The 20,627-nt window shown below is 69.9% G+C and carries 20 protein-coding genes; 3 read left to right on the top strand and 17 right to left on the bottom strand.

Annotation, left to right across the window (positions count from 1 at the left end; translation table 11 throughout):
- Positions 1-2: 2 nt before the first annotated feature.
- The 7 genes from octT to R2K23_RS08155 form a co-directional block, all read right to left on the bottom strand.
- Entirely contained in the window at positions 3-737 is a 735-nt protein-coding gene (octT, locus tag R2K23_RS08185; protein ID WP_316515902.1) for a diglucosylglycerate octanoyltransferase, read from the bottom strand.
- Positions 727-1,395: a glucosyl-3-phosphoglycerate phosphatase gene (gene gpgP, locus R2K23_RS08180; RefSeq protein WP_316515901.1), complete on the bottom strand. Its 669-nt coding sequence runs from the start codon at positions 1,393-1,395 to the stop codon at positions 727-729. The genes octT and gpgP overlap by 11 nt, the downstream gene beginning before the upstream one ends.
- Positions 1,392-1,787, bottom strand: a complete 396-nt coding sequence (gene rsfS, locus R2K23_RS08175) for a ribosome silencing factor (protein WP_316515899.1) — start codon at positions 1,785-1,787, stop codon at positions 1,392-1,394. The genes gpgP and rsfS overlap by 4 nt, the downstream gene beginning before the upstream one ends.
- Positions 1,784-2,413 (bottom strand): nicotinate-nucleotide adenylyltransferase, encoded by a 630-nt coding sequence (gene nadD, locus R2K23_RS08170; RefSeq protein ID WP_316517136.1) that lies wholly within the window; start codon positions 2,411-2,413, stop codon positions 1,784-1,786. Before nadD ends, rsfS begins: the two co-directional genes overlap by 4 nt.
- A 92-nt stretch (positions 2,414-2,505) precedes the next feature.
- Positions 2,506-3,957 carry a vWA domain-containing protein gene (locus R2K23_RS08165; RefSeq protein WP_316515898.1) on the bottom strand — a complete coding sequence of 484 codons (1,452 nt, stop codon included), beginning with the start codon at positions 3,955-3,957 and terminating at the stop codon, positions 2,506-2,508.
- Between the two features lie 12 nt (positions 3,958-3,969).
- Complete coding sequence (locus R2K23_RS08160; protein ID WP_316515896.1) at positions 3,970-4,857, bottom strand: AAA family ATPase; 888 nt, start codon at positions 4,855-4,857, stop codon at positions 3,970-3,972.
- A 20-nt stretch (positions 4,858-4,877) separates the two neighbouring features.
- Positions 4,878-6,137, bottom strand: coding sequence for a glutamate-5-semialdehyde dehydrogenase (locus R2K23_RS08155; RefSeq protein ID WP_316515895.1), 1,260 nt, complete (start codon positions 6,135-6,137; stop codon positions 4,878-4,880).
- A gap of 41 nt (positions 6,138-6,178) precedes the next feature.
- Here R2K23_RS08155 and R2K23_RS08150 point away from each other — a divergent pair, with 41 nt between their 5' ends.
- Positions 6,179-7,045, top strand: a complete 867-nt coding sequence (locus R2K23_RS08150) for a ribokinase (RefSeq protein WP_316515894.1) — start codon at positions 6,179-6,181, stop codon at positions 7,043-7,045.
- A 17-nt stretch (positions 7,046-7,062) separates the two neighbouring features.
- Here the strand turns inward: R2K23_RS08150 and R2K23_RS08145 are convergent, their stop codons facing one another.
- Positions 7,063-9,105 carry an NAD(+) synthase gene (locus R2K23_RS08145; protein WP_316515891.1) on the bottom strand — a complete coding sequence of 681 codons (2,043 nt, stop codon included), beginning with the start codon at positions 9,103-9,105 and terminating at the stop codon, positions 7,063-7,065.
- Positions 9,106-9,307: 202 nt separating this feature from the next.
- On the opposite strand from R2K23_RS08145, the gene R2K23_RS08140 reads away from it, so the two are divergent.
- Positions 9,308-10,150: a Sir2 family NAD-dependent protein deacetylase gene (locus tag R2K23_RS08140; RefSeq protein ID WP_316515889.1), complete on the top strand. Its 843-nt coding sequence runs from the start codon at positions 9,308-9,310 to the stop codon at positions 10,148-10,150.
- A gap of 34 nt (positions 10,151-10,184) precedes the next feature.
- Here R2K23_RS08140 and R2K23_RS08135 read toward each other — a convergent pair whose 3' ends face one another.
- Positions 10,185-11,465, bottom strand: a complete 1,281-nt coding sequence (locus R2K23_RS08135; protein ID WP_316515887.1) for a cytochrome P450 — start codon at positions 11,463-11,465, stop codon at positions 10,185-10,187.
- A 66-nt stretch (positions 11,466-11,531) separates the two neighbouring features.
- On the opposite strand from R2K23_RS08135, the gene R2K23_RS08130 reads away from it, so the two are divergent.
- Positions 11,532-12,167 (top strand): TetR/AcrR family transcriptional regulator, encoded by a 636-nt coding sequence (locus R2K23_RS08130; RefSeq protein ID WP_316515886.1) that lies wholly within the window; start codon positions 11,532-11,534, stop codon positions 12,165-12,167.
- A gap of 28 nt (positions 12,168-12,195) precedes the next feature.
- On the opposite strand, the gene proB is transcribed toward R2K23_RS08130, so the two are convergent.
- From proB to R2K23_RS08090, 8 genes are all read right to left on the bottom strand, one after another.
- Entirely contained in the window at positions 12,196-13,308 is a 1,113-nt protein-coding gene (proB, locus tag R2K23_RS08125) for a glutamate 5-kinase (protein ID WP_316515885.1), read from the bottom strand.
- Positions 13,305-14,753, bottom strand: coding sequence for a GTPase ObgE (gene obgE, locus R2K23_RS08120; protein WP_316515883.1), 1,449 nt, complete (start codon positions 14,751-14,753; stop codon positions 13,305-13,307). Before obgE ends, proB begins: the two co-directional genes overlap by 4 nt.
- Before the next feature lie 86 nt (positions 14,754-14,839).
- A complete protein-coding gene (gene rpmA, locus R2K23_RS08115; protein ID WP_126333234.1) occupies positions 14,840-15,097 on the bottom strand; it encodes a 50S ribosomal protein L27 in 258 nt (85 codons plus the stop codon).
- Positions 15,098-15,113: 16 nt separating this feature from the next.
- Complete coding sequence (gene rplU, locus R2K23_RS08110; protein WP_316515880.1) at positions 15,114-15,425, bottom strand: 50S ribosomal protein L21; 312 nt, start codon at positions 15,423-15,425, stop codon at positions 15,114-15,116.
- Between the two features lie 199 nt (positions 15,426-15,624).
- Positions 15,625-18,684, bottom strand: coding sequence for a ribonuclease E (rne, locus tag R2K23_RS08105; protein ID WP_396893258.1), 3,060 nt, complete (start codon positions 18,682-18,684; stop codon positions 15,625-15,627).
- 316 nt (positions 18,685-19,000) lie between these two features.
- A complete protein-coding gene (gene ndk, locus R2K23_RS08100; protein ID WP_316515877.1) occupies positions 19,001-19,411 on the bottom strand; it encodes a nucleoside-diphosphate kinase in 411 nt (136 codons plus the stop codon).
- Between the two features lie 40 nt (positions 19,412-19,451).
- Positions 19,452-20,258: a M15 family metallopeptidase gene (locus tag R2K23_RS08095; protein WP_316515876.1), complete on the bottom strand. Its 807-nt coding sequence runs from the start codon at positions 20,256-20,258 to the stop codon at positions 19,452-19,454.
- A gap of 16 nt (positions 20,259-20,274) precedes the next feature.
- Positions 20,275-20,619 (bottom strand): DUF4233 domain-containing protein, encoded by a 345-nt coding sequence (locus R2K23_RS08090; protein WP_396893560.1) that lies wholly within the window; start codon positions 20,617-20,619, stop codon positions 20,275-20,277.
- Positions 20,620-20,627: the final 8 nt, after the last annotated feature.

Below are 20,627 nucleotides of genomic sequence, written 5' to 3'. Positions count from 1 at the left end.
GGTCAGCCGCCCGGTTTCTCGAGCGCGACGGCGAGCGCCTTGAGCATCAACTCGGCGACGGCCTCATGCGCCGCGAAGTTCCAGTGGATGCCGTCGGGGTTTCCGCGGCCGCTGTACATCTCTTCGGCGACCGCTTCCTTGAGATCCACCAGCGGCAGGTCGTGCTCGGCGGCCCAGGCCGTGATGGCCGCGACGGTGCCGTCGCGTCCGCGGTGCGATTTGCCGTAGGCGTCGGCGATGTGCACGCTGGGCAGCGAGGCGACCATGGGAATCCCGGGGCGGTTGAAGTCGATTGCGCCGCGCGTCATCTCGAGGTACTCGGCGGTCAGGTGCGGGGGCAGCGCGGGGCGCGCCACCGGCGACAACCGGGGCTGCAGCCAGCCGTAGCCGTCGCGAACCCAACGACGCAGCCGCGCCGGCCGCACATAGCGGATCGACTCCCGCAGCGCGGTGGGCAGCGGCGAGGGCAGCGAATCCATGCCGCACGTCGCGAAGATCACCGCGCCGGCCCGCGGCAGCGCCGCCCACGAGCGCGGGTCCTGGGTCGCCGCCCACCACACGTCACGGCAGGTCCAGCCGATCCGCCCGATCAGTTCGAGGTCCCAGTCCAGTTGCCGCGCAACAATGTTGGGCCAGATCCGAGGATCGTCGGCGGGCAGGCCGCCGGTCGGGCCGTAGTAGGCCAGCGAGTCGGCGAAAACCAGCAGGGTCTTGCGGGCACCGGGATCAGAGGACATCGTTGGCCACCTGCGCCGAGGCGTTCCAGACATCCAGCCGCCACTTGATCGCCTCGAAGGACGCCTCCGGGGCCGAATGCCCGGCCAGCTGCACCCAGCTGGCGTTGCCCATGCCGCCCAGAATCGGCCAATTGTCCACCGGGATACCGAGCAGCGCGGCCGTCAGCGCGGCAATCAGACCGCCGTGGGCCACCAGCACCACGGGGCGATCGGATTCGTCGGCACCCCAATCCTGTTGGCTGCCCACCAGTTCGGCCACCAGCGGCACACTGCGATCGGCGACGTCCACCCGGCTCTCGCCGCCGTGCGGGGCCCACCGGGCGTCCTCGCGCCAGGCCACCCGGGCGCCCGGGGCGATGGCGTCGACCTCGGTGTGGGTCAGCCCCTGCCAGTCCCCCAGGTGCGTTTCCCGCAGCCGCTTGTCGACCTCGACCGGAACGCCCGCCTGCTCCCCGAGGGTCACGGCGGTGTCGTAGGCGCGGCGCAGGTCCGAGGACACGATCACCAACGGCTGACGCTTGGCCAGCACCTCGGCGGCCGCGACGGCCTGCGCGCGGCCCAGCTCCGACAGGTCGGTGTCGAGCTGACCCTGCATCCGGCTGCCCGCGTTGTACTCGGTCTGGCCGTGCCGCAGCATCACCAGTCGGCGGATTCTCACTGGTCATCCTCGTTCGGGGTATCGACGGGGCCCTCCCCCAGATCCACCGGCACCACCGGGCAGTCCCGCCACAGCCGGTCCAGCGCATAGAACTCACGCTCGTCGCGGTGCTGGATGTGCACCACCACGTCGACGTAGTCGAGCAACACCCAGCGGCCTTCCCGGGTGCCCTCGCGGCGGGCGGGCTTGTGGCCGGCCAGGCGCAGCCGTTCTTCGACCTCGTCGACGATGGCGTTGACCTGCCGGTCGTTGGCGCCGGTGGCGATGACGAAGCAGTCGGTGATCACCAACTGTCCCGAGACGTCGATCACCACCACGTCCTCGGCGAGTTTGTCGGCGGCCGCGCGGGCGGCCACGGCAGCCATCTCGAGGGCTTCGTCGGTCGCGGTCATGGGTTCACCTCGTGGGTCGGGACGGCGGTCGGGTGCTCGCGGTACAGCGCACGCTTGGCGACGTACTGCACCACGCCGTCGGGCACCAGATACCAGATGGGCCGCGATTGCGCGGCGCGGTTACGGCAGTCGGTGGACGAGATCGCCAGCGCCGGGATCTCGACCAGGGTCAGCGCCTCGGCGGGCAGCTCCGACATGGCTTCGGTGATGTGCCGGCTGTCCAGTTCGAAGCCCGGCCGGCTCACCCCGATGAACCGGGCCATGGAGAACATCTCCTCCCAGTTCTGCCAGCTCAGGATCGAGGCCAGCGCGTCGGCGCCGGTGATGAAGTACAGCTCGGTGTCGGCGTTGGCGGCCTTCAGGTCGCGCAGGGTGTCCTTGGTGTACGTGGGCCCGCCGCGGTCGATGTCGGCGCGGCTGACCGAGAACCGCGGGTTGGACGCGGTGGCGATCACGGTCATCAGGTAGCGGTCCTCGGCCGGAGTCACCGAACGGCCCTGCTTCTGCCAGGGCTGGCCGGTCGGCACGAACACCACCTCGTCGAGGCCGAACAGGTCCGCCACCTCGCTGGCCGCGACCAGGTGACCGTTGTGGATGGGGTCGAATGTCCCACCCATCACGCCCAGCCGTCTCCTGGGCCGGTCACTGGCCGGTTGCACGATAGGCCAGCTTACTGGAGCGTTTCTGCAGGTTCTGCCTCGAAGCGGCGCCGGCGGCCTCAGACCGGCAGCAGGTTGTCGATCACCGAGGCCAGCTGCTTGGCCGAGCGGCACTCGTGCATGGTGATGATGTCCTCGTAGCGCGGCACCACCGAGTCGCCGCTGCCCCACAGGTGCCGGGGCTCCGGGTTGAGCCAGTGCGCGTGCCGCGACGCGCTGACCATGTGCGCCAGCAGCTCGAGTTCCGGGTTGCGGTAGTTGTTGCGGCCGTCGCCGAGGATCAGCAGCGAACTGCGCGGCGACAGCACGTTGGGGAACTTGTCGAGAAACGACACGAACGCGTGCCCGTAGTCGCTGTGCCCGTCGCGGGTGTAGACCTCCGCCTCGCGGGTGATCCGCTGCACGGCCACCGCCAGGTCGGCGTCCGGGCCGAACAGGTGGGTGACCTCGTCGGTGGTGTCAATGAAGGCGAACACGCGCACCCGGGAGAACTGCTGGCGCAGCGCGTCGACCAGCAGCAGGGTGAAGTGGCTGAACCCCGCGACCGAGCCGGAGACGTCGCACAGCACCACGAGTTCGGGGCGCGCGGGCCGCGGCTTGGCCAGTACGACGTCGATGGGCACCCCGCCGGTGGACATCGACTTGCGCAGCGTCTTGCGCAGGTCGATCTGCCCGGCGCGGTGCCGACGCCGCTTGGCCGCCAACCGGGTGGCCAGCGTGCGGGCCAGCGGCGCCACCGTCTTGCGCATCTGCTTGAGCTGGTCGCCGGAGGCGCGCAGGAATTCGACGTTCTCGGCCAGCTGCGGGATGCCGTACATCTGCACGTGATCGCGGCCGAGCTGCTCGGCGGTGCGCCGCTTGGTCTCGGACTCCACCATCTTGCGGATCTGGGCGATGCGCTGCGCGGCAAGCGATTTGGCGATCTCTTCCTGCGTCGGCGACGGGCTGTCACCGTACGGGGCGAGCAGGCCGGCGAGCAGTTTGCCCTCCAGTTCGTCGAGCGCCATGGACTTGAGCGCCTGGTAGCTCGAGTACGACGGGCCCCGGCTGGAGTTGTACTTCCCGTACTGCTCGACGATCTGGGCGATCATGGCGGCCAGCCGCTGATCCATGTCGGCCAGGTCGGGGTTGTCGGAGAGCAGATCCAGCAGCATCTTCCGCATGGCCTCGACGTCCTCGGGCGGCAGCTGCGGTGGTTGATCGGCCTCTGGCACGCCGTCCTCGTCGAACAGCACCGTGCGGTCACCGAGCGCCGCCGGCCACCACAGGTCGAACATCGCGTCGTAGGTTTCGCGGTGATCCGGCCGGCGCAGTACGGCGCACGCCAACCCTTCCCGCAGCACCTCGCGGTCGCTCAGGCCCAGCGTCGCCAGCACCTTGCCGGCATCGACGGTCTCCGACGGACCCACCGAGATACCTTGCGTGCGTAGCGCTTCGACGAAGCCGACGAGGTGGCCCGGCAACCCGTGCGGGGCCAGCGGCTGGGCGGGGCGGGTGCGCTGGGGTGCCATCAGTTCAGGCCTTCAGTTGAGCCGGAGCTCGGAGCTGGCCTTGGTCTGATCGGACTGGTGCTTGAGGACGACACCGAGGGTCGCGGCGATGGTCGCGTCGTCGATGGTGTCCATGCCCAGCGCCAGCACCGTGCGGCCCCAGTCGATGGTCTCGGCCACCGACGGCACCTTCTTGAGCTGCATGCCGCGCAGCACACCGATGATGCGCACCAGTTCCTCGGCCAGCTTCTCCGGCAGCTCCGGCACCCGCGACAGCAGGATCCGGCGCTCCAGGTCGGCGTCGGGGAAGTCGATGTGCAGGAACAGGCAGCGCCGCTTGAGCGCCTCGGACAGTTCGCGGGTGGCGTTCGAGGTCAGCACCACGAACGGTTTGCGCTCGGCGGTGATGGTGCCCAGTTCCGGGACGGTGACCGCGAAGTCGGACAACACCTCGAGCAGCAGGCCCTCGATCTCGATGTCGGCCTTGTCGGTCTCGTCGATCAACAGCACGGTCGGCTCGGTGCGCCGGATGGCGGTCAGCAGCGGGCGCTGCAGCAGGAACTCCTCGCTGAACACGTCCGTCTTGGTCTGGTCCCAGTCGCCGCCCCCGGCGGCGTTGGCGGTCTGGATGCGCAGGATCTGCTTGGCGTGGTTCCACTCGTAGAGCGCGCGCGCCTCGTCGACGCCCTCGTAGCACTGCAGCCGCACCAGCCCGGCCCCGGTCGACTGCGCCACCGCGCGCGCCAGTTCGGTCTTGCCGACGCCGGCCGGCCCCTCCACCAGCAGCGGCTTGCCCAGCTGGTCGGCCAGGTAGACGGCGGTGGCGGTGGCGGTGTCGGGCAGATAACCGGTCTCGGTGAGGCGACGGGTCACGTCGTCGATGTCGGTGAACAGCGGCGCGGGCCGAGCTGGGGTGTCCAAAGAAAGCTCCTCGTTACTCATCAGGCGGGCCGGATCTGACCGTCGCCCCAAACAATCCATTTGCTCGAGGTCAGCTCCGACAGTCCCATGGGCCCGCGGGCATGCAGCTTCTGGGTCGAGATACCGATTTCGGCGCCGAACCCGAATTGCTCACCGTCGGTGAACGACGTCGAGGCGTTCACCATCACCGCCGCGGCGTCGACCTGTTCGGTGAAGCGTTGCGCCGCAGCCAGATCGGTGGTGACGATGGCCTCGGTGTGGCCGGTGCCGTACTCGTTGATGTGCGCGATCGCACCGTCGACGCCGTCGACGACGGCCACCGCCATGTCCAACGACAGGAACTCGGCGCGCAACTGGTCTTCGCTGGGCTTCGCGTGGACCGCGACCCCGGCGTCGGTCAGGGCGTCGGTCAGCCGCCGCACCGCGGTGTCGGCCAGCGCCCGGTCGAGCAGCAGGGTCTCGGCGGCGTTGCAGACGCTGGGCCGGCGGGTCTTGGAGTTCAGCAGGATGCGTTCGGCGACGTCCAGGTCGGCCGCGGTGTCGATGTAGACGTGGCAGTTGCCGACGCCGGTCTCGATGGTGGGCACCGTCGCGTCGCGCACCACGGCCTCGATCAGACCGGCGCCACCGCGCGGGATCACCACGTCGACCAGGCCGCGGGCCTGGATCAGGTGGGTGACGCTGGCGCGGTCGGAGCTGGGCAGCAGCTGCACCGCGTCGGCCGGCAGGCCCTGCCCCGACAGCGCGTCGCGCAGCACCGACACCAGCGCCGCGTTGGACCGGGCCGCCGAGGAACTGCCGCGCAGCAGCACGGCGTTGCCGGACTTCAGGGTGAGCCCGAAGGCGTCGACGGTGACGTTGGGCCGGCCCTCGTAGACGATGCCGACCACGCCCAGCGGGACGCGCTGCTGGCGCAGCTGCAGGCCGTTGGGCAGGGTGCGGCCGCGCAGCACCTCACCGACGGGGTCCGGCAGGCCCGCCACCTGGCGCAGCCCGGCCGCGATGCCCTCGACCCGCTGCGGGTTCAGCGCAAGCCGGTCGAGCATGGCCTCGGGGGTGCCCGCGGCGCGGGCGGCGGTCAGGTCCTCACCATTGGCAGCCAGGATCTGGTCGACGGCGGCCAACACGGCATCGGCCGCGGCGTGCAGGGCCTGGTCCTTGACGGTGGTGGTCAGCGCGGCCACGGCGCGCGATGCGGCCCGGGCGCGGCGCGCGGCGTCGTGTACCTGCGCGCGCAGGTCGGCCTGGGTATCCGAAAGCGTGGCTGCTTGCAGATTCATTAGCCCAGCGTATCGGGTGTTCGGCGGGTTAGCCTGGCCGGGTGGCTCGGGTGACGGTGGTCGGCAGCGTGAACCTCGACGCGGTCTACGGCGTCCCCGCCTTACCACGTCCCGGCGAAACCGTGCTGGCGGCCTCCTCGAGCCTGGGACCCGGCGGCAAGGGCGGTAACCAGGCGGTGGCCGCGGCCCGGGCGGGCGCGCAGGTGCAGTTGGTCGCCGCCCTCGGCGAGGACACCGCTGCGCATCGGCTCCGCGCCCACCTGCGCGACAACGGCGTCGGACTCGACGGCGTCAGCACCCTGCCGGTACCCAGCGGCGCCGCCGTGATCCTGGTCGAGGAGGACTCCGCCGAGAACGTGATCGTGGTGGCGCCCGGCGCCAACGCGCACCTGACGTTGGACTCCCAGCGGGTGCGCGACATCGTCGGGGACTGCGACGTGCTGCTGCTGCAGTTGGAGATTCCGCTGCCGACGGCGCTGGCCGCAGCCCGCCAGGCCCGCTCCACGGGGGCGACGGTGCTGCTCAACGCGTCCCCACCCGGTGCCGATCCGGCGCTGCTGGCCGAGTTGGCCGCCGAGGTCGACGTAGTGGTGGTCAACGAGTCCGAGGCGGCACAGTGGCGGTGGCCGGTACCGCACCTGGTGATCACCCGAGGTGCCGACGGGGCGACCTACACGGGCCCCAACGGCGAGTTCGCCGTGAGTTCCCCGGCCGTCGAGGCGCTCGACACCAGCGGCGCCGGTGACGTGTTCGCCGGCGTGCTCGCCGCGGGCTGGTCCCGAGACCCGCGCGAGGCGTTGCGCCGGGCGTGCGCCGCGGGCGCCCTGGCCACCCTGACCCCGGGGGCCGGCGACTGCGCCCCCACCGACGAGGCCATCGAGGACGTGCTCGCCCTCGGGGCCGGCTGAGCCGGCCCCGCTGCGTCTCAGCCCTCGGGCACCTCACGGTCGATCGCGTCGAGCCAGATCCGCGCCGACATGTCCGACGGCGCGCGCCAGTCCCCGCGCGGCGACAGCGACCCGCCGGCGGACACCTTGGGGCCGTTGGGCAGCGCGGAACGCTTGAACTGGCTGAACGAGTAGAAGCGCTGCGCGAACACCTGCAACCAGTGCCGAATTTCCTTGAGCGAGTACGACGGGCGCTTGTCCAGCGGGTAGCCCATCGGCCAGTGCCCCTGCTCGGCGTCGTGCCAGGCGTGCCACGCCAGGAACGCCACCTTGGCCGGCCCGAAGCCGTACCGGAGCACCTGGAACAGCGAAAAGTCCTGCAGCACATAGGGGCCGATCTTGGACTCGGTGCTCTGGATCTCCTCGTCCTCCCCGGTGGGCACCAGTTCGGGAGAAATCTCGGTGTCGAGCACCGACTGCAACACCGCATCGACGTCGTCGTCGAACTGCCCGCTGGAGATGACCCACCGGATGAGGTGCTGGATCAGGGTTTTCGGCACTCCCCCGTTGACGTTGTAGTGCGACATCTGGTCGCCCACGCCGTAGGTGGACCAGCCCAGCGCCAGTTCCGAGAGGTCCCCGGTGCCCAGCACGATCCCGCCGCGCTGGTTGGCCAACCGGAACAGGTAGTCGGTGCGCAGACCGGCCTGCACGTTCTCGAAGGTGACGTCGTAGACCTCCTCGCCGCGGCCGAACGGGTGGTCCATCTCGGTCAACATCAGCTTGGCGGTGTCGCGGATGTCGATCTCGGCGAACGTGACCCCGAGGGCCTGCGACAGTGCGATGGCGTTGCCCTTGGTGCGGTCGCCGGTCGCGAAGCCGGGCAGGGTGAATGCCAGGATGTCGCTGCGGGGCCGGCCCTCCCGGTCCATCGCCCGCGCCGCCACGATCAGCGCGTGCGTCGAATCCAGGCCGCCCGAGACCCCGAGGACGATCTTCGGATAGTTCAGCGCCCGCAGCCGCTGTTCCAGCCCCGCGACCTGAATGTTGTAGGCCTCGTAGCAGTCCTGCTGCAACCGGCTCGGGTCCGAGGGCACGAACGGGAAACGTTCCACCCGCCGGCGCAGGCCGATGTCGCCGTCGGGCGGATCGAGGGCGAATTCCACTCGGCGGACGCTGCTTTGGTCGATACCGAAGGTGCGGCGGTTGTCGTCGAAGGTGCCCATCCGCAACCGTTCGGCGCGCAGCAGGGACACGTCGACGTCGGCGACGCTGCGCAGCGGACCCTTGGGGAAGCGCTCGGATTCGGCGAGCAGCACCCCGTTTTCGTAGATCATGGTCTGGCCGTCCCAGGCCAGGTCGGTGGTGGACTCCCCCTCGCCGGCGGCGGCGTAGACGTACGCGGCCAGGCACCGCGAGGACGCCGAGCGCGCCATCAGCTTGCGATCCTCGGCGCGGCCCACGGTGATCGGGCTGCCGGACAGGTTCGCCAACACCGTCGCTCCGGCCAACGCCGCGCGGGCGCTCGGCGGGACCGGCACCCACATGTCCTCGCAGATCTCCACGTGCAGCACGAAATCCGGGTGGTCCGCGGCGGCGAACAACAGATCGGACCCGAACGGCGCCTCGAACCCGCCGACGGTGATCAGCCCGCGCTCGTCGTCGCCGGCGGCCAGTTGCCGACGTTCGTAGAACTCGCGGTAGTTGGGCACATAGGACTTGGGCACCACACCCAGCACGGTGCCGCGGTGGATGACCACCGCGGTGTTGTACACCCGGTTACCGAATCGCAGCGGGGCGCCGACCACCAGCACCGGCAGCAGTTCCGCCGTGGCCGCCGCCAGGTCGGCCAGCGCCCGTTCCACCGCGTCGAGCAGGGTGTCCTGCAGCAGGATGTCCTCGATCGAGTAGCCGGTCAGGGTCAGCTCGGGAAACACCGCCAACGCCACGCCCTCGTCGTGGCATTCCCGGGCGGTGCTCAGCACCGCCGCCGCGTTGGCGTCGGGGTCGGCGAGCGTCGTGTGCAGCGTGCAGGCGGCCACGCGGACGAACCCGTGCTGGTAGACGCTGTAGAAGTCCATCGGCTGCCATTCTTCCTGCTCGACGTCAAGATCTGGTGACAGGGCACCAACGAATCGTGTGACCCGCCCTTTTCGTACCCGTAACACCGCTCCAAGAATCCACCAAGAATTCGCCAAGGGCACCACCATCAGCGCCGCTGGACACCCTGCCACGGCGGGTTGAGGACAACGGCTGATCCGACGGATCGCTACGCTCGGTGCCGTGGGCATTTCGGAGCTCGTCGGCGTGTTGAGCGGCCGGCGCATCGCGGTACTCACCGGCGCCGGATTGTCCACCGATTCCGGAATCCCCGACTACCGCGGCCCGGACTCCCCGGCGAGCAACCCGATGACCATCAGCCAGTTCCTGTCGGGGCCGGAATTCCGGCGGCGCTACTGGGCGCGTAACCATGTGGGTTGGCGACACATGGATGCCAGCGCGCCGAATGCCGGGCACCGCGCGCTGGCCGCGCTGGAGGCCGCCGGAGTCGTCGTCGGGGTGATCACCCAGAACGTCGACCTGCTGCACACCAAGGCCGGTAGCCGCGTGGTGATCAACCTGCACGGCACCTACGCCCAGGTGATCTGCCTGGGTTGCGGGCTGACCATGAGCCGAGCGGCGTTGGCCGAGGAACTGCACGCCCGCAATCCCGGTTTCGCCGAACGGGCCGAACCCGTCGGCGGTATCGGGGTCGCGCCCGACGCGGACGCGCTGGTCTCCGATCCGGCGTCCATCGCGGCGTTCCGCTACCTCGACTGTCCGCGCTGCACCGGCATCCTCAAGCCCGACATCGTCTACTTCGGCGAGAACGTCGCCAAAGAGGTTGTCCAGCAGGCCTATTCACTGGTCGACGCTGCCGACGCGCTGCTGGTGGCGGGGTCGTCGCTGACGGTGTTCTCCGGTTACCGTTTTGTCCGGCATGCCGCGGCGCGCGGGATGCCGGTGGCGATCGTCAATCGTGGCGCCACCCGCGGCGACGATTTGGCCACGGTCAAGCTGGTCGCCGGTTGCTCGGAGATCCTCACCCTGCTGGCCGGCGAGCTCACCCCGGTGATTTCGGCGTGATGTCACACGCTGACCGTGGTGGATCACGCCGACGTCACCAGTGGGTGGGCATGCTCCGGACCGCGTGGATGAAGTTGCCCGCCACGTAGGAGGGTTCGCCCACCTGCAGATCCGGCAGCTGTTGCAGCAGCTCACCGAAGATCGCCCGGAGTTGCGCGCGGGCCACGTGCGCGCCGAGGCAGAAGTGCCGGCCGCCGCCGCCGAAGCCCACGTGCGGGTTCGGGTCGCGGCCCAGGTCCAGGCGCTCGGGATGGTCGAAGACCTCGGTGTCCCAGTTGCCCGACGGGTAGAACATGACCACCTTCTCGCCCGCCTTGATCTGCTGGCCGCGCAGCTCGTAGTCGGTGGCGGCGGTGCGCCGGAAGGTCATCACCGGGCTGGCCCACCGGATCAGCTCCTCGACCGCCAGGCCGATGCGCTTGTCGAAGTCGGCGACCAGCCACTCGCGCTGGTCGGGGAAGTCGCAGAGCGCCTTCATCCCGTGGCTGGTGGTCTGCCGGGTGGTGTCGTTGCCGGCCACCGCCAGCAGCACGAAGAACGCCGCGATCTCGGGATCGGTCAGCCGCGAGCCCTCGACCTCGGCCTGGACCAGCGCGCTGAACAGGTCGTCACCGGGGTTCTCCCGGCGCTCGGCGGCCAGCGCCAACGCCACCTGGTGCAGGTACATCTGGCTACCGACGAGCACCTCCATGGCGTCGCGCCCGTTCAGGTACTCCGGGTCGGCCCAGGACACCAGCGCGTCGGCGGCGTCGGCCACCTGGACGCGCTCGGATTCGGGGATGCCGACCATGTCCGCCAGGGTGCGCAGCGGCAGTTCCTTCGAGCAGTAGTGGACGAAGTCCGCGCCACTGCCGGCCTCGCGCAGCTCGGTGACGATGTCCTTGGCGCTGGCCTTGATCGAGTCCTCGATGCGCCGCACCTGACGCGGGGTGAACGCGGAATGGACCACCTTGCGGATCAGGGTGTGCCGGGGCGGATCCATGGCCAGGAACGACTGCGAGGCCTCCAGCAGTTCCTGCGGAACGTTCTCGAACAGCACGCCGTGGCCGGAGAGGAACACCTCGCTGTTGCGGCTGACCTCGACGATGTCGGCGTGCCGGGTGATCGCCCAGAACCCCTTGTCCTCGGGGCTCGGCATCAGCGAGTCCTCGACCCGTCGGTGCCAGCTCACCGGCCGCTCGGCACGCAGTTCGGCGAACGAGCGCTCGCGGTCGACGGCGGTGGTGGACCAGAACGCGCGGGAGGACAGGTCGATGGGGTCGTACGGACGATCGCCGGGGGCCGCCGGCGGTGTGTTGGGCATCACAGAGGTCATGCCGCCGACATTAAGCCTAGACATGATGTCTAGTCAAGCTGCAAGACGGTCGGTTACGCTGGGTTCATGGCCTCAGTGACCCGCAAGCCCCAGGCCAACCGCACGCAGCGGCGGGAACGCATCGAGCGCCAACTACTGGAGGCCACCGACCGGCTGATGAGCGACGGCGCCAGCTTCACCGAACTCAGCGTGGACCGGCTGGCCACCGAGGCGGGGATCTCCAGGGCCAGCTTCTACGTCTACTTCGAGGACAAGGGCCATCTGCTGCGCCGCCTGGCCACCCAGGTGTTCACCGACCTCACCGACGCGGCACAACTCTGGTGGTCGGTGGCAGACCGTCGGCGCCCCGCCGATCTGCATGCGGGCATGGCCGCGATCATCGCCGTCTATCGGCAACATCAACCGGTGCTGGTCGCGCTCAACGAACTGGCGCCCTACGACGCCGCCGTCCGCGACACCTACCGCGAGCTACTCGCCGGGGTCAGCACCGGAGTGGCCCGGGTGATCACCGCCGGCCAGGCCGACGGCTCGATCCGCACCGAGCTGCCCGCGGCCACCACCGCCACCACGCTGACCTGGATGGTGGAACGAACCTGTCAGCAGAATCTGCCGACCCAGCCCCGCTCCTATGACGCCGAGCTGGCCGAAGTACTCACCGAAATCGTGTGGAGCACTTTGTATCTGACGCCGCTGCGCGGGTGATTTCGGTGCGCCGAGCCGCCCGAAATCCCTAGCCGGCCACCAGGTCGTCGGCGTGTACCGCCGGACGACGCAACTCGGCGGGCAGATCGGCGGTGGACCGCCCCAGCATGGTGCTCAGCTCCGCGGCGTCATACGCCACCACCCCGCGGCCGACCACCGTCGCGTCGGGCGCGTGCAACTCCACCACGTCACCGCCGAGGAACCGGCCGGAGACCGCGGTGATGCCGGCGGGCAACAGCGAACGACGCTGCTGCACCACGGCGCGCACCGCGCCGTCGTCGAGGGTCAGGGCCCCGGTCGCCTCCGCGGCGTAGCGCACCCAGAAGCGCCGCGCCGACATCCGGGTGGCCCGGGGCGCGAACACCGTGCCCACCGAGGCGTCCGTCAGCGCGGTCTTGGCCTCCGCGGCCGGCGCCAACAGGACGGGCACGCCGGCGTCGGCGGCCAACAGCGCCGACGACAGCTTCGAGACCATGCCCCCGGTGCCCAGGTGACTGCCCTGCCCCGCGGTCACATCCGCCAGGTCTTCCGGGCCGGACACCTCCGGGATGAAGCGCGCCGGGCGCTCCGGTGTGGCCTTGCGCGGGTCGCCGTCGTAGAGGCCGTCGACGTCGCTGAGCAGGACCAGCGCGTCCGCCCCGACCAGATGCGCCACCAATGCCGAAAGCCGGTCGTTGTCACCGAACCGGATCTCGTTGGTGGCCACGGTGTCGTTCTCGTTGACGATGGCGACCGCGTGCAGGGACCGCAGCCGGTCCAGCGTCCGTTGCGCGTTGGTGTGTTGCACGCGCATCGAGAAGTCGTGCGCCGACAGCAACACCTGGCCGACGGTGCGGCCGTAGTGGCCGAACGCCGCGCTCCACGAATTCACCAGGGCCACCTGCCCGACGCTGGCCGCGGCCTGCTTCGTCGCCAGGTCGACGGGACGCCGGGACAACCCCAGCGGTTCGATGCCGGCGGCGATCGCACCCGAGGACACGATCACCACATCCGAGCCCGCCCGCATCCGGGCCTCGATCGAGTCGGCCAGATACTGCAGTCGGGACGGGTCGAACTTGCCGGTCGGCGTGGTCAACGCCGTGGTACCGATCTTGACGACCACCGACCGCGCGGTCCGGATCGCCTCGCGGTGCTGACTCATCGGTCCACGTCGTCGTCGGACTGCCGACGTTCGCGGCGGGCCGCCTTGCGTTCGGCAGCGCCCACCCGGTCGGTGCGTTCGAGGCGCACATCGGTGCCGCGGCCGGTCGGTGTGACGTCGACGCCCGCCGGGGTCTGCGGTTCCCAGTCGAAGGTCATGTCACCGATCGTCACTTCGCAGCCCGGCTGGGCACCCAGTTTCAGCAGTTCGTCCTCGACGCCCAGGCGGGCCAGGCGATCCGCCAGATAACCCACGGCCTCGTCGTTGTCGAAGTTGGTCTGGGCGATCCAGCGCTCGGGCCGGGTGCCGCGCACCACGAAGCCGCCCTGCCCGTCGGATTCGACGGTGAAGCTGGTCTCGTCGACGGGGATCGGCCGGATCACCGGCCGCCGCGGGGCCAGCACCGGCTGCGCCGCGCGGTATGCCGCGACCATGTCCCATAGCCCGAAGATCAAGGGCCGCAGTCCTTCTCGGCTCACGGTCGAGATCTCGAACACGGGCCAGCCGCGCTCCTCGATGTCGGGACGGACGAACTCGGCGAGTTCCTTGGCGTCGGGGATGTCGATCTTGTTGAGCACCACCGCGCGGGGCCGGTCGGCCAGGTCACCGAGCGCCGAATCTCCTTGCAGCGACGGTTGATAGGCCGCCAGTTCGGCCTCCAGCGCGTCGATGTCGGAGACCGGGTCGCGGCCCGGTTCCATGGTGGCGCAGTCGATGACGTGCACCAACACCGCGCACCGTTCGAGGTGTCGCAGGAAGTCCAGACCCAGGCCCCGGCCCTCGGAGGCGCCCGGGATCAGGCCCGGTACGTCGGCGACGGTGAAGGTGTTCTCCCCCGCCGACACCACGCCCAGGTTCGGGACCAGCGTGGTGAACGGGTAGTCGGCGATCTTCGGCTTGGCCGCCGAGATGGTGGACACCAGCGACGATTTGCCGGCCGACGGGAATCCGACCAGGCCCACATCGGCCACGGTCTTCAGTTCCAGGATCAGATCGCGCTCGTCGCCCTTTTCGCCCAACAGGGCGAAGCCCGGCGCCTTGCGCGCGCGGGAGGCCAGCGCCGCATTGCCCAGCCCGCCCCGGCCGCCGACCGCCGCCTCGAACCGCGTCCCGGCTCCGACCAGATCGGCCAGCAGCCGCCCCTGATCGTCGAGGACGACGGTGCCGTCGGGCACCTTCACCTCGAGGTCGGCGCCGGCCGCGCCGTCGCGATTGCTGCCCGCGCCCTGCTTGCCCGACGGGGCCACCACGTGCGGGTGGAAGTGGAAGTCCAACAGGGTGTGGACCTGCGGGTCGACGACCAGCACGATGCTGCCGCCGCGACCACCGTTGCCACCGTCGGGTCCGCCGAGAGGCTTGAACTTCTCGCGGTGCACCGAGGCGCAACCGTTACCGCCGGAACCTGCCCGCGCGTGAATCACCACGCGGTCGACAAACCGGGGCATGGGAGGAACCTTTCGTCGAATGTGAAGCTAGCGCGAGGAGACGAGAACTCGCAGCAGCTTCACATCGCGGAGAAGTCCTCGATTACTCAGGCGTCAGCCGGAACGATGTTGACGGTCTTGCGACCACGCTTGCTGCCGAACTCGACCGAACCGGCGGACAGCGCAAACAGCGTGTCGTCGCCACCGCGACCGACGTTGACGCCGGGGTGGAAGTGCGTGCCGCGCTGGCGGACCAGGATCTCGCCGGCCTTGACGACCTGCCCGCCGAACCGCTTCACGCCGAGGCGCTGGGCATTCGAATCGCGACCGTTACGTGAGCTGGAAGCGCCCTTTTTGTGTGCCATGTCGTTCGCTCCGTCGTTACTTGATGCCGGTGACCTTGAGCACCGTCAGAGGCTGACGGTGACCCTGCCGCTTGTGATAGCCGGTCTTGTTCTTGAACTTGTGGATGCGGATCTTGGGGCCCTTGATGTGCTCGAGCACCTCACCGGTGACGGCGACCTTGGCCAGATCCTTGGCGTCGCTGGTGACCTTGGCTCCATCGACGACCAGAGCAACGGGCAGCTCGACCGTGGCGCCGGGCTCGACTTCGAGCTTCTCGACCTTGAGCACGTCACCGGCGGCAACCTTGTACTGCTTGCCACCGGTCTTGACGATTGCATATGTCGCCATCGTTTGCCCTGTTCCTTTGCTTCGTCTGGGTCTAGCGGGCGCGCGCCACCCGAAGGCTGCGAGCGCGGGTCTGGGTGCGGAGCCGCGGCCGTTTCACCGCCGCCGTCCGCCGCTGCGGGCCTCCCGAGGTTACCGAGGGCCTACAGACAACTGCTCAAGGTTACGTGACCAGCGGGTAGAGGGTCAAACCGTCCGGTCCTCAGCGCGGCGGGCCGGCCGGACGCGCCGCGGCGCGGCGTCGCCGGTGACGGCCTGCCGGTGCGCTGACGGCGGTGCCGACCGTCGCATCCTGGTCATCGTCCTCGTCATCCGAGTCGTCGTCGGAGTCCTCGTCAGAGTCTTCCTCGTCCTCGTCCTCGTCGTCGGAGTCCTCGTCCTCGTCCGAGTCGTCGTCGTCCTCCTCGTCGGAGTCGTCGTCGTCCTCCTCGTCGGAGTCCTCGTCGTCGGAGTCGACGAGATCGATGGGCTCGAAGTCTTCCTCGTCGGCGTCCTCATCGTCGTCGTCGAGGTCGATCTCATCTTCGACGTCGGTCTCGTCGTCACCCTCGTCGTTCTCGTCCTCGCCGTCCTCGATCTCGTCGGCGTCGGTCTCGTCGGCGTCGTCACGGAACTGCTCGCGGGTGTCCTCGTCGGCACGCGCGCTGTCGTCGCCTTCGGCGGTCGAAACGGCGGCCCGCTGGGTGTCCTCCGACTCCTCCGCGGTCGAATCCTCGTCCTCGGGCTTGCCGCTGGCCTCCGCCATGGCCTTGAACATCGGGTGCTCGCCCGCAGGCGTGGGCACCTTGGCCACCACCGGCGTGGAATCCTCGGTGCGCCCCTTCTTGCCCCGCCGGCTGCGTCGGCTGCCGCCGCCGGAGTCGGATCTGCGGGCAGCCGGCGGCGCGGCGTCCACCGGATCGGCGTGCATCACGATCCCGCGGCCGGCGCAGTGAGTGCATGTCGTGGAGAACGCCTCGATCAGGCCGGTGCCGAGCCGCTTGCGCGTCAGCTGCACCAACCCCAGCGAGGTCACCTCGGAGACCTGGTGGCGGGTCCGGTCTCGGGCCAGCGCCTCGGTCAGGCGGCGCAACACCAGATCCCGGTTGGCCTCGAGGACCATGTCGATGAAGTCGATGACCACGATGCCGCCGATGTCGCGCAGGCGTAGCTGCCGCACGATCTCCTCGGCCGCCTCGAGGTTGTTCTTGGTGACGGTCTGTTCGAGGTTGCCGCCGGCCCCGGTGAACTTGCCGGTGTTGACGTCGACGACGGTCATCGCCTCGGTGCGGTCGATCACCAGCGTGCCGCCCGAGGGCAGCCACACCTTGCGGTCCATGGCCTTGGTGAGCTGCTCGTCGATCCGGTGGACGGCGAACACGTCGGGGCCGCCCTCGGCCGGCTCGTACTTGGTGAGCTTCGGAAGCAGTTCCGGGGCAACCGAATTCACGTAGTCGTTGATGGTGCTCCAGGCGTTGTCACCGGAGACGATCAACCCGGAGAAGTCTTCGTTGAACAGGTCACGGATGACCTTGACCAGGACGTCGGGCTCCTCGTAGAGCGGCACCGCGGCCCCGGCGGCCTTCTTCTTGGTCTCCTCCGCCTTGGCCTCGATCTGCTTCCAACGTTCCTGCAGCCGGGTCACATCGTCGCGGATGCCCTCTTCCTTCACGCCCTCGGAGGCCGTGCGGATGATCACCCCGGCGTCGGGCGGGACGACCTCGCGCAGGATCTCCTTGAGTCGCTGGCGCTCGGTGTCGGGCAGCTTGCGGCTGATCCCGGTGGAGGAGGCGCCGGGCACGTAGACCAGGTAGCGGCCGGCCAGGGACACCTGGGTGGTCAGCCGGGCGCCCTTGTGGCCGACGGGATCCTTGCTGACCTGGACCACCACGTAGTCGCCGGGCTTGAGCGCCTGCTCGATCTTGCGGTTGGCGCCGCCGAGGCCGGCGGCCTCCCAGTTCACCTCGCCGGCGTAGAGCACACCGTTGCGTCCGCGGCCGATGTCGACGAAGGCCGCCTCCATCGACGGCAGCACGTTCTGCACGATGCCGAGGTAGATGTTGCCCACCAGCGAGGCCGAACCGGCCGAGGTGACGAAGTGCTCGACCACCACGCCGTCCTCGAGCACCGCGATCTGCGTGTACCGCGCGCCGGCATGCGGCGGCTCGGCGCGCACCTTGTCGCGCACCACCATGACGCGGTCGACGGCCTCGCGGCGGGCGAGGAATTCCGCCTCGGACAGGATCGGCGGCCGGCGCCGGCCCGCGTCGCGGCCGTCCCGGCGCCGCTGCCGCTTGGCCTCCAGGCGGGTCGACCCCGTGATCCCCTGGATCTCGTCGTTGTCGCTCTTGCTCTTGCGGGGCGCGCGCTCGTGGACCACGGTGTTGGGCGGGTCATCGGGCGAGCCGTTGTCGCTGTCGTCGCTGGAACCGGACTTGCGGCGACGCCGGCGGCGCCGACGTCGGGTTGCCCCGTCGCTGCCGCCGTTGTCGTCGTCGTCGGAGCTGTCGTCGTCGGAGCCCTGCTCGTCGGAGTCGTCGCCGGCGGAGTCCTGGGTGTCGTCGTCCGACTTCTCGTCGTCCTGGTCGTCGTCGCCGTCGGTGTCGCCCGCGCTGTCCCCGCCGCGGCCGCGTCCACGGCCCCGACGGCCGCGGCGCCGACGCCGGTTGGCGGGGCGGCCCGACTGGTCGTCATCGTCGCCGTCGCCCTGATCGTCGTCGCCGTGGTCGTCACTCTCCTCGACGTCGGTCTTGGTGTCCTCGGCGTCGTCGTCGCTGCGCTCCGCGCGCCACGGCTGCACGGGCTGCGGTGCCACGAACAGCGGCAGGTAGTCGGCGACCGGCGCGGCCTCGCCGGCGGGTTCCGGGGTCTCGAGCAACAGCCGCGATTCCGGTTCCTCGGGCGTCTGGGCCGCTTCGGGGGCCGCCTCGAGCTCCGCTGTCACCTCGGAGGCGGGCGCCTCGATCGTCTCGGGGGTCTCCGTGCTCACATCGGCCTCGGGAGCGGCCTCGGTTTCTGCACTCTTGGCCGCCTCGGCGCTGTCCGCGGCCGCGAGCAGATCCCGCACCCGCACCGCGTCGGCGCGGTCCACGCTGGAATGCGCGCTGCGGGAGCGACCGTCGAATTCGATCAGTGCGTCGAGAACCCGCCGGCTGGTGGTGCCGAGCACCCGAGCCAGCGAATGCACCCTCAACCGGTCGGGAATGTCCGGGTGCTCAGGAGCCGCGGCGCCGGCCGCGGTGTCGGGGTTGGTGTCGTCATGGATTTGGCCATCGTGGTCCACGTATTCTCCTTTAGCCCCCGGGCGCGTCATGAGGACGCGGCCGCGCGAGGGCCTCCGTTATTCACCCGGGTGGCTTCCCGGGATTGTCATGGTCTCGCCCCGAGCAGCTCTGAAGGTTCTCAGGGGGCCCACTCGGTGCCTGGTTGAATGACGGCTGGGACGGTCGGCGCCGCATCGCTGGTAGCGGTGGTCGCGCTCGTCAAAGTCTTCATCCGGACGTTCGCCGCCGGTTTTGGCGACGTTCACCCGCAGTCAGTATCCCACACCGCACCGAGCCGTCGGACCAGGCTGGAAATTTGCCGCCGAGGAGCGGAAATCAGCTTTCGGGGAACCAGAGCGCGATCTCGCGCTCGGCGGACTCGGTCGAATCCGAGCCGTGCACCAGATTGAACTGCGTCTCCAGGCCGAAATCACCGCGGATGGTGCCGGGCGTGGCCTTCTCCACCGGGTCGGTGCCGCCGGCCAGCTGCCGGAACGCGGCCACGGCGCGGGGGCCCTCCAGGATCGCGGCCACGACCGGGCCGGAGGTGATGAATTCCAGCAGTGAGGCGAAGAACGGCTTGTCCTCGTGCTCCGCGTAGTGCGCGCGGGCGGTCTCGTCGCTGACGTTGCGCAGTTCGAGCGCGGCGATCGACAGCCCCTTGCGTTCGATGCGGCTGATGATCTCCCCGATCAGCTGTCGCTCCACACCGTCGGGCTTGATCAATACGAGGGTCCGCTCAGTCACGGCGATCAGCGTACCGGGTGCCGAAACAGGCCATCGACGCTCACCCGCGTTCGAAGTGTTGATAGTCCAGCGGGCTACGCCAGTGGCCGCCCCAGCGCCAGCCGCGGTCGGTGAACGCCAGCACCGCCGAGCCGCCGTCGTGCAACGTGCCGGGGTCCACGCGGCGGCGGTCGACGAACCGGGCGCCGTTGCGGGGTTCGACCGTGCCGCTGCCGTCGATGAACGGGTTGAGCACCGGGTTGATGTCGATGGCCCGGCCGTAGGCGTGAAACGACCAGCTCCCGCTGCCGGGGATGCGCCGGCAGTTGAACGCCGAGGTGTTGTTGTCCTCCATCGACAGTTCGTCGGAGGCGTCCGGATAGTGGTCGAGGGTGCGCATCTTCGCGATCGGATACCGCATCCGGTGCAGTTCCTCGAAGATCTCGATGACCTCCGGGACCAGCTCCTGGTGCACCACCAGGTCGCCGCGCTGGGGGCGGCCCTGGAAGTCGATGTGGTTCAGGCTGACCCGCCGAAGCTGGCGCGGCGGGACCGGGCAGTCCGGCCGCCAACTCGGTCCCAGCTCGGCGGCGCTGACCGGATGGACGGTGGCCGCCGGCGGGTCCTGCGGTGGCCCCGGGGGCGGCGGAGCCGGGGGCGACGGCGACGACGACGGGGACGGGGACGGGGACGACGACGGCGACGGGGACGGCGGCGCGACGACGCTCGACGACGGCGCGACGGTGCCGGCCTCGGGCCGGGGTGGTTCCGGGCGCGCCGGGCTGCACTGGACCAGCGCGGCGACGACCCCCGCGGACATCGCCGCGACGACGACGGTGCGGAACCGGGGAACGGGCGGGTACCTCACCGCACCGATGGTGCCCTCACTCCGAGGCGGGCGGTCCCTGCTGCCCCGGCAGCAAACCGCGCCGCTGCCGGCGCAACACCTCGGCACGCAGGTAGACGATCATCAGCCAGACCACGGCGAAGATGACGCCGATGAACCCGACGCCGGGATACAGCGCCCAACCGGCGATCAGCACCACCTGCACACCCAGGTTGGCCCAGATCGCCCAGGACCTGCCCTGGATGCCCGCCATCAGCACCAGCAACACCGCGAACGCCACCAGGAAGGTCGTCGAGAACGGCGTCAGGCCGCCTCCGACGGTGCCGACCACCGGCAGCGCGAGCAATACGACGATCGCCTCGAGGATGAGCGTGGCGGCCATGACGCCGC

The organism is Mycolicibacterium sp. MU0050 (assembly GCF_963378085.1).
GTDB classification, from domain to species: domain Bacteria; phylum Actinomycetota; class Actinomycetes; order Mycobacteriales; family Mycobacteriaceae; genus Mycobacterium; species Mycobacterium wendilense.
This window is presented reverse-complemented; position numbering and strand designations above follow the sequence as displayed.

Coding starts and splice junctions, on each gene's coding strand:
- octT (WP_316515902.1), bottom strand. CDS start 737: ATGTCCTCTGATCCCGGTGCCCGCAAGACCCTGCTGGTTTTCGCCGAC.
- rsfS (WP_316515899.1), bottom strand. CDS start 1,787: ATGACCGCGACCGACGAAGCCCTCGAGATGGCTGCCGTGGCCGCCCGC.
- R2K23_RS08165 (WP_316515898.1), bottom strand. CDS start 3,957: ATGGCACCCCAGCGCACCCGCCCCGCCCAGCCGCTGGCCCCGCACGGG.
- R2K23_RS08155 (WP_316515895.1), bottom strand. CDS start 6,137: ATGAATCTGCAAGCAGCCACGCTTTCGGATACCCAGGCCGACCTGCGC.
- R2K23_RS08145 (WP_316515891.1), bottom strand. CDS start 9,105: ATGGACTTCTACAGCGTCTACCAGCACGGGTTCGTCCGCGTGGCCGCC.
- R2K23_RS08135 (WP_316515887.1), bottom strand. CDS start 11,465: ATGACCTCTGTGATGCCCAACACACCGCCGGCGGCCCCCGGCGATCGT.
- R2K23_RS08130 (WP_316515886.1), top strand. CDS start 11,532: ATGGCCTCAGTGACCCGCAAGCCCCAGGCCAACCGCACGCAGCGGCGG.
- proB (WP_316515885.1), bottom strand. CDS start 13,308: ATGAGTCAGCACCGCGAGGCGATCCGGACCGCGCGGTCGGTGGTCGTC.
- obgE (WP_316515883.1), bottom strand. CDS start 14,753: ATGCCCCGGTTTGTCGACCGCGTGGTGATTCACGCGCGGGCAGGTTCC.
- rpmA (WP_126333234.1), bottom strand. CDS start 15,097: ATGGCACACAAAAAGGGCGCTTCCAGCTCACGTAACGGTCGCGATTCG.
- rplU (WP_316515880.1), bottom strand. CDS start 15,425: ATGGCGACATATGCAATCGTCAAGACCGGTGGCAAGCAGTACAAGGTT.
- R2K23_RS08090 (WP_396893560.1), bottom strand. CDS start 20,619: ATGGCCGCCACGCTCATCCTCGAGGCGATCGTCGTATTGCTCGCGCTG.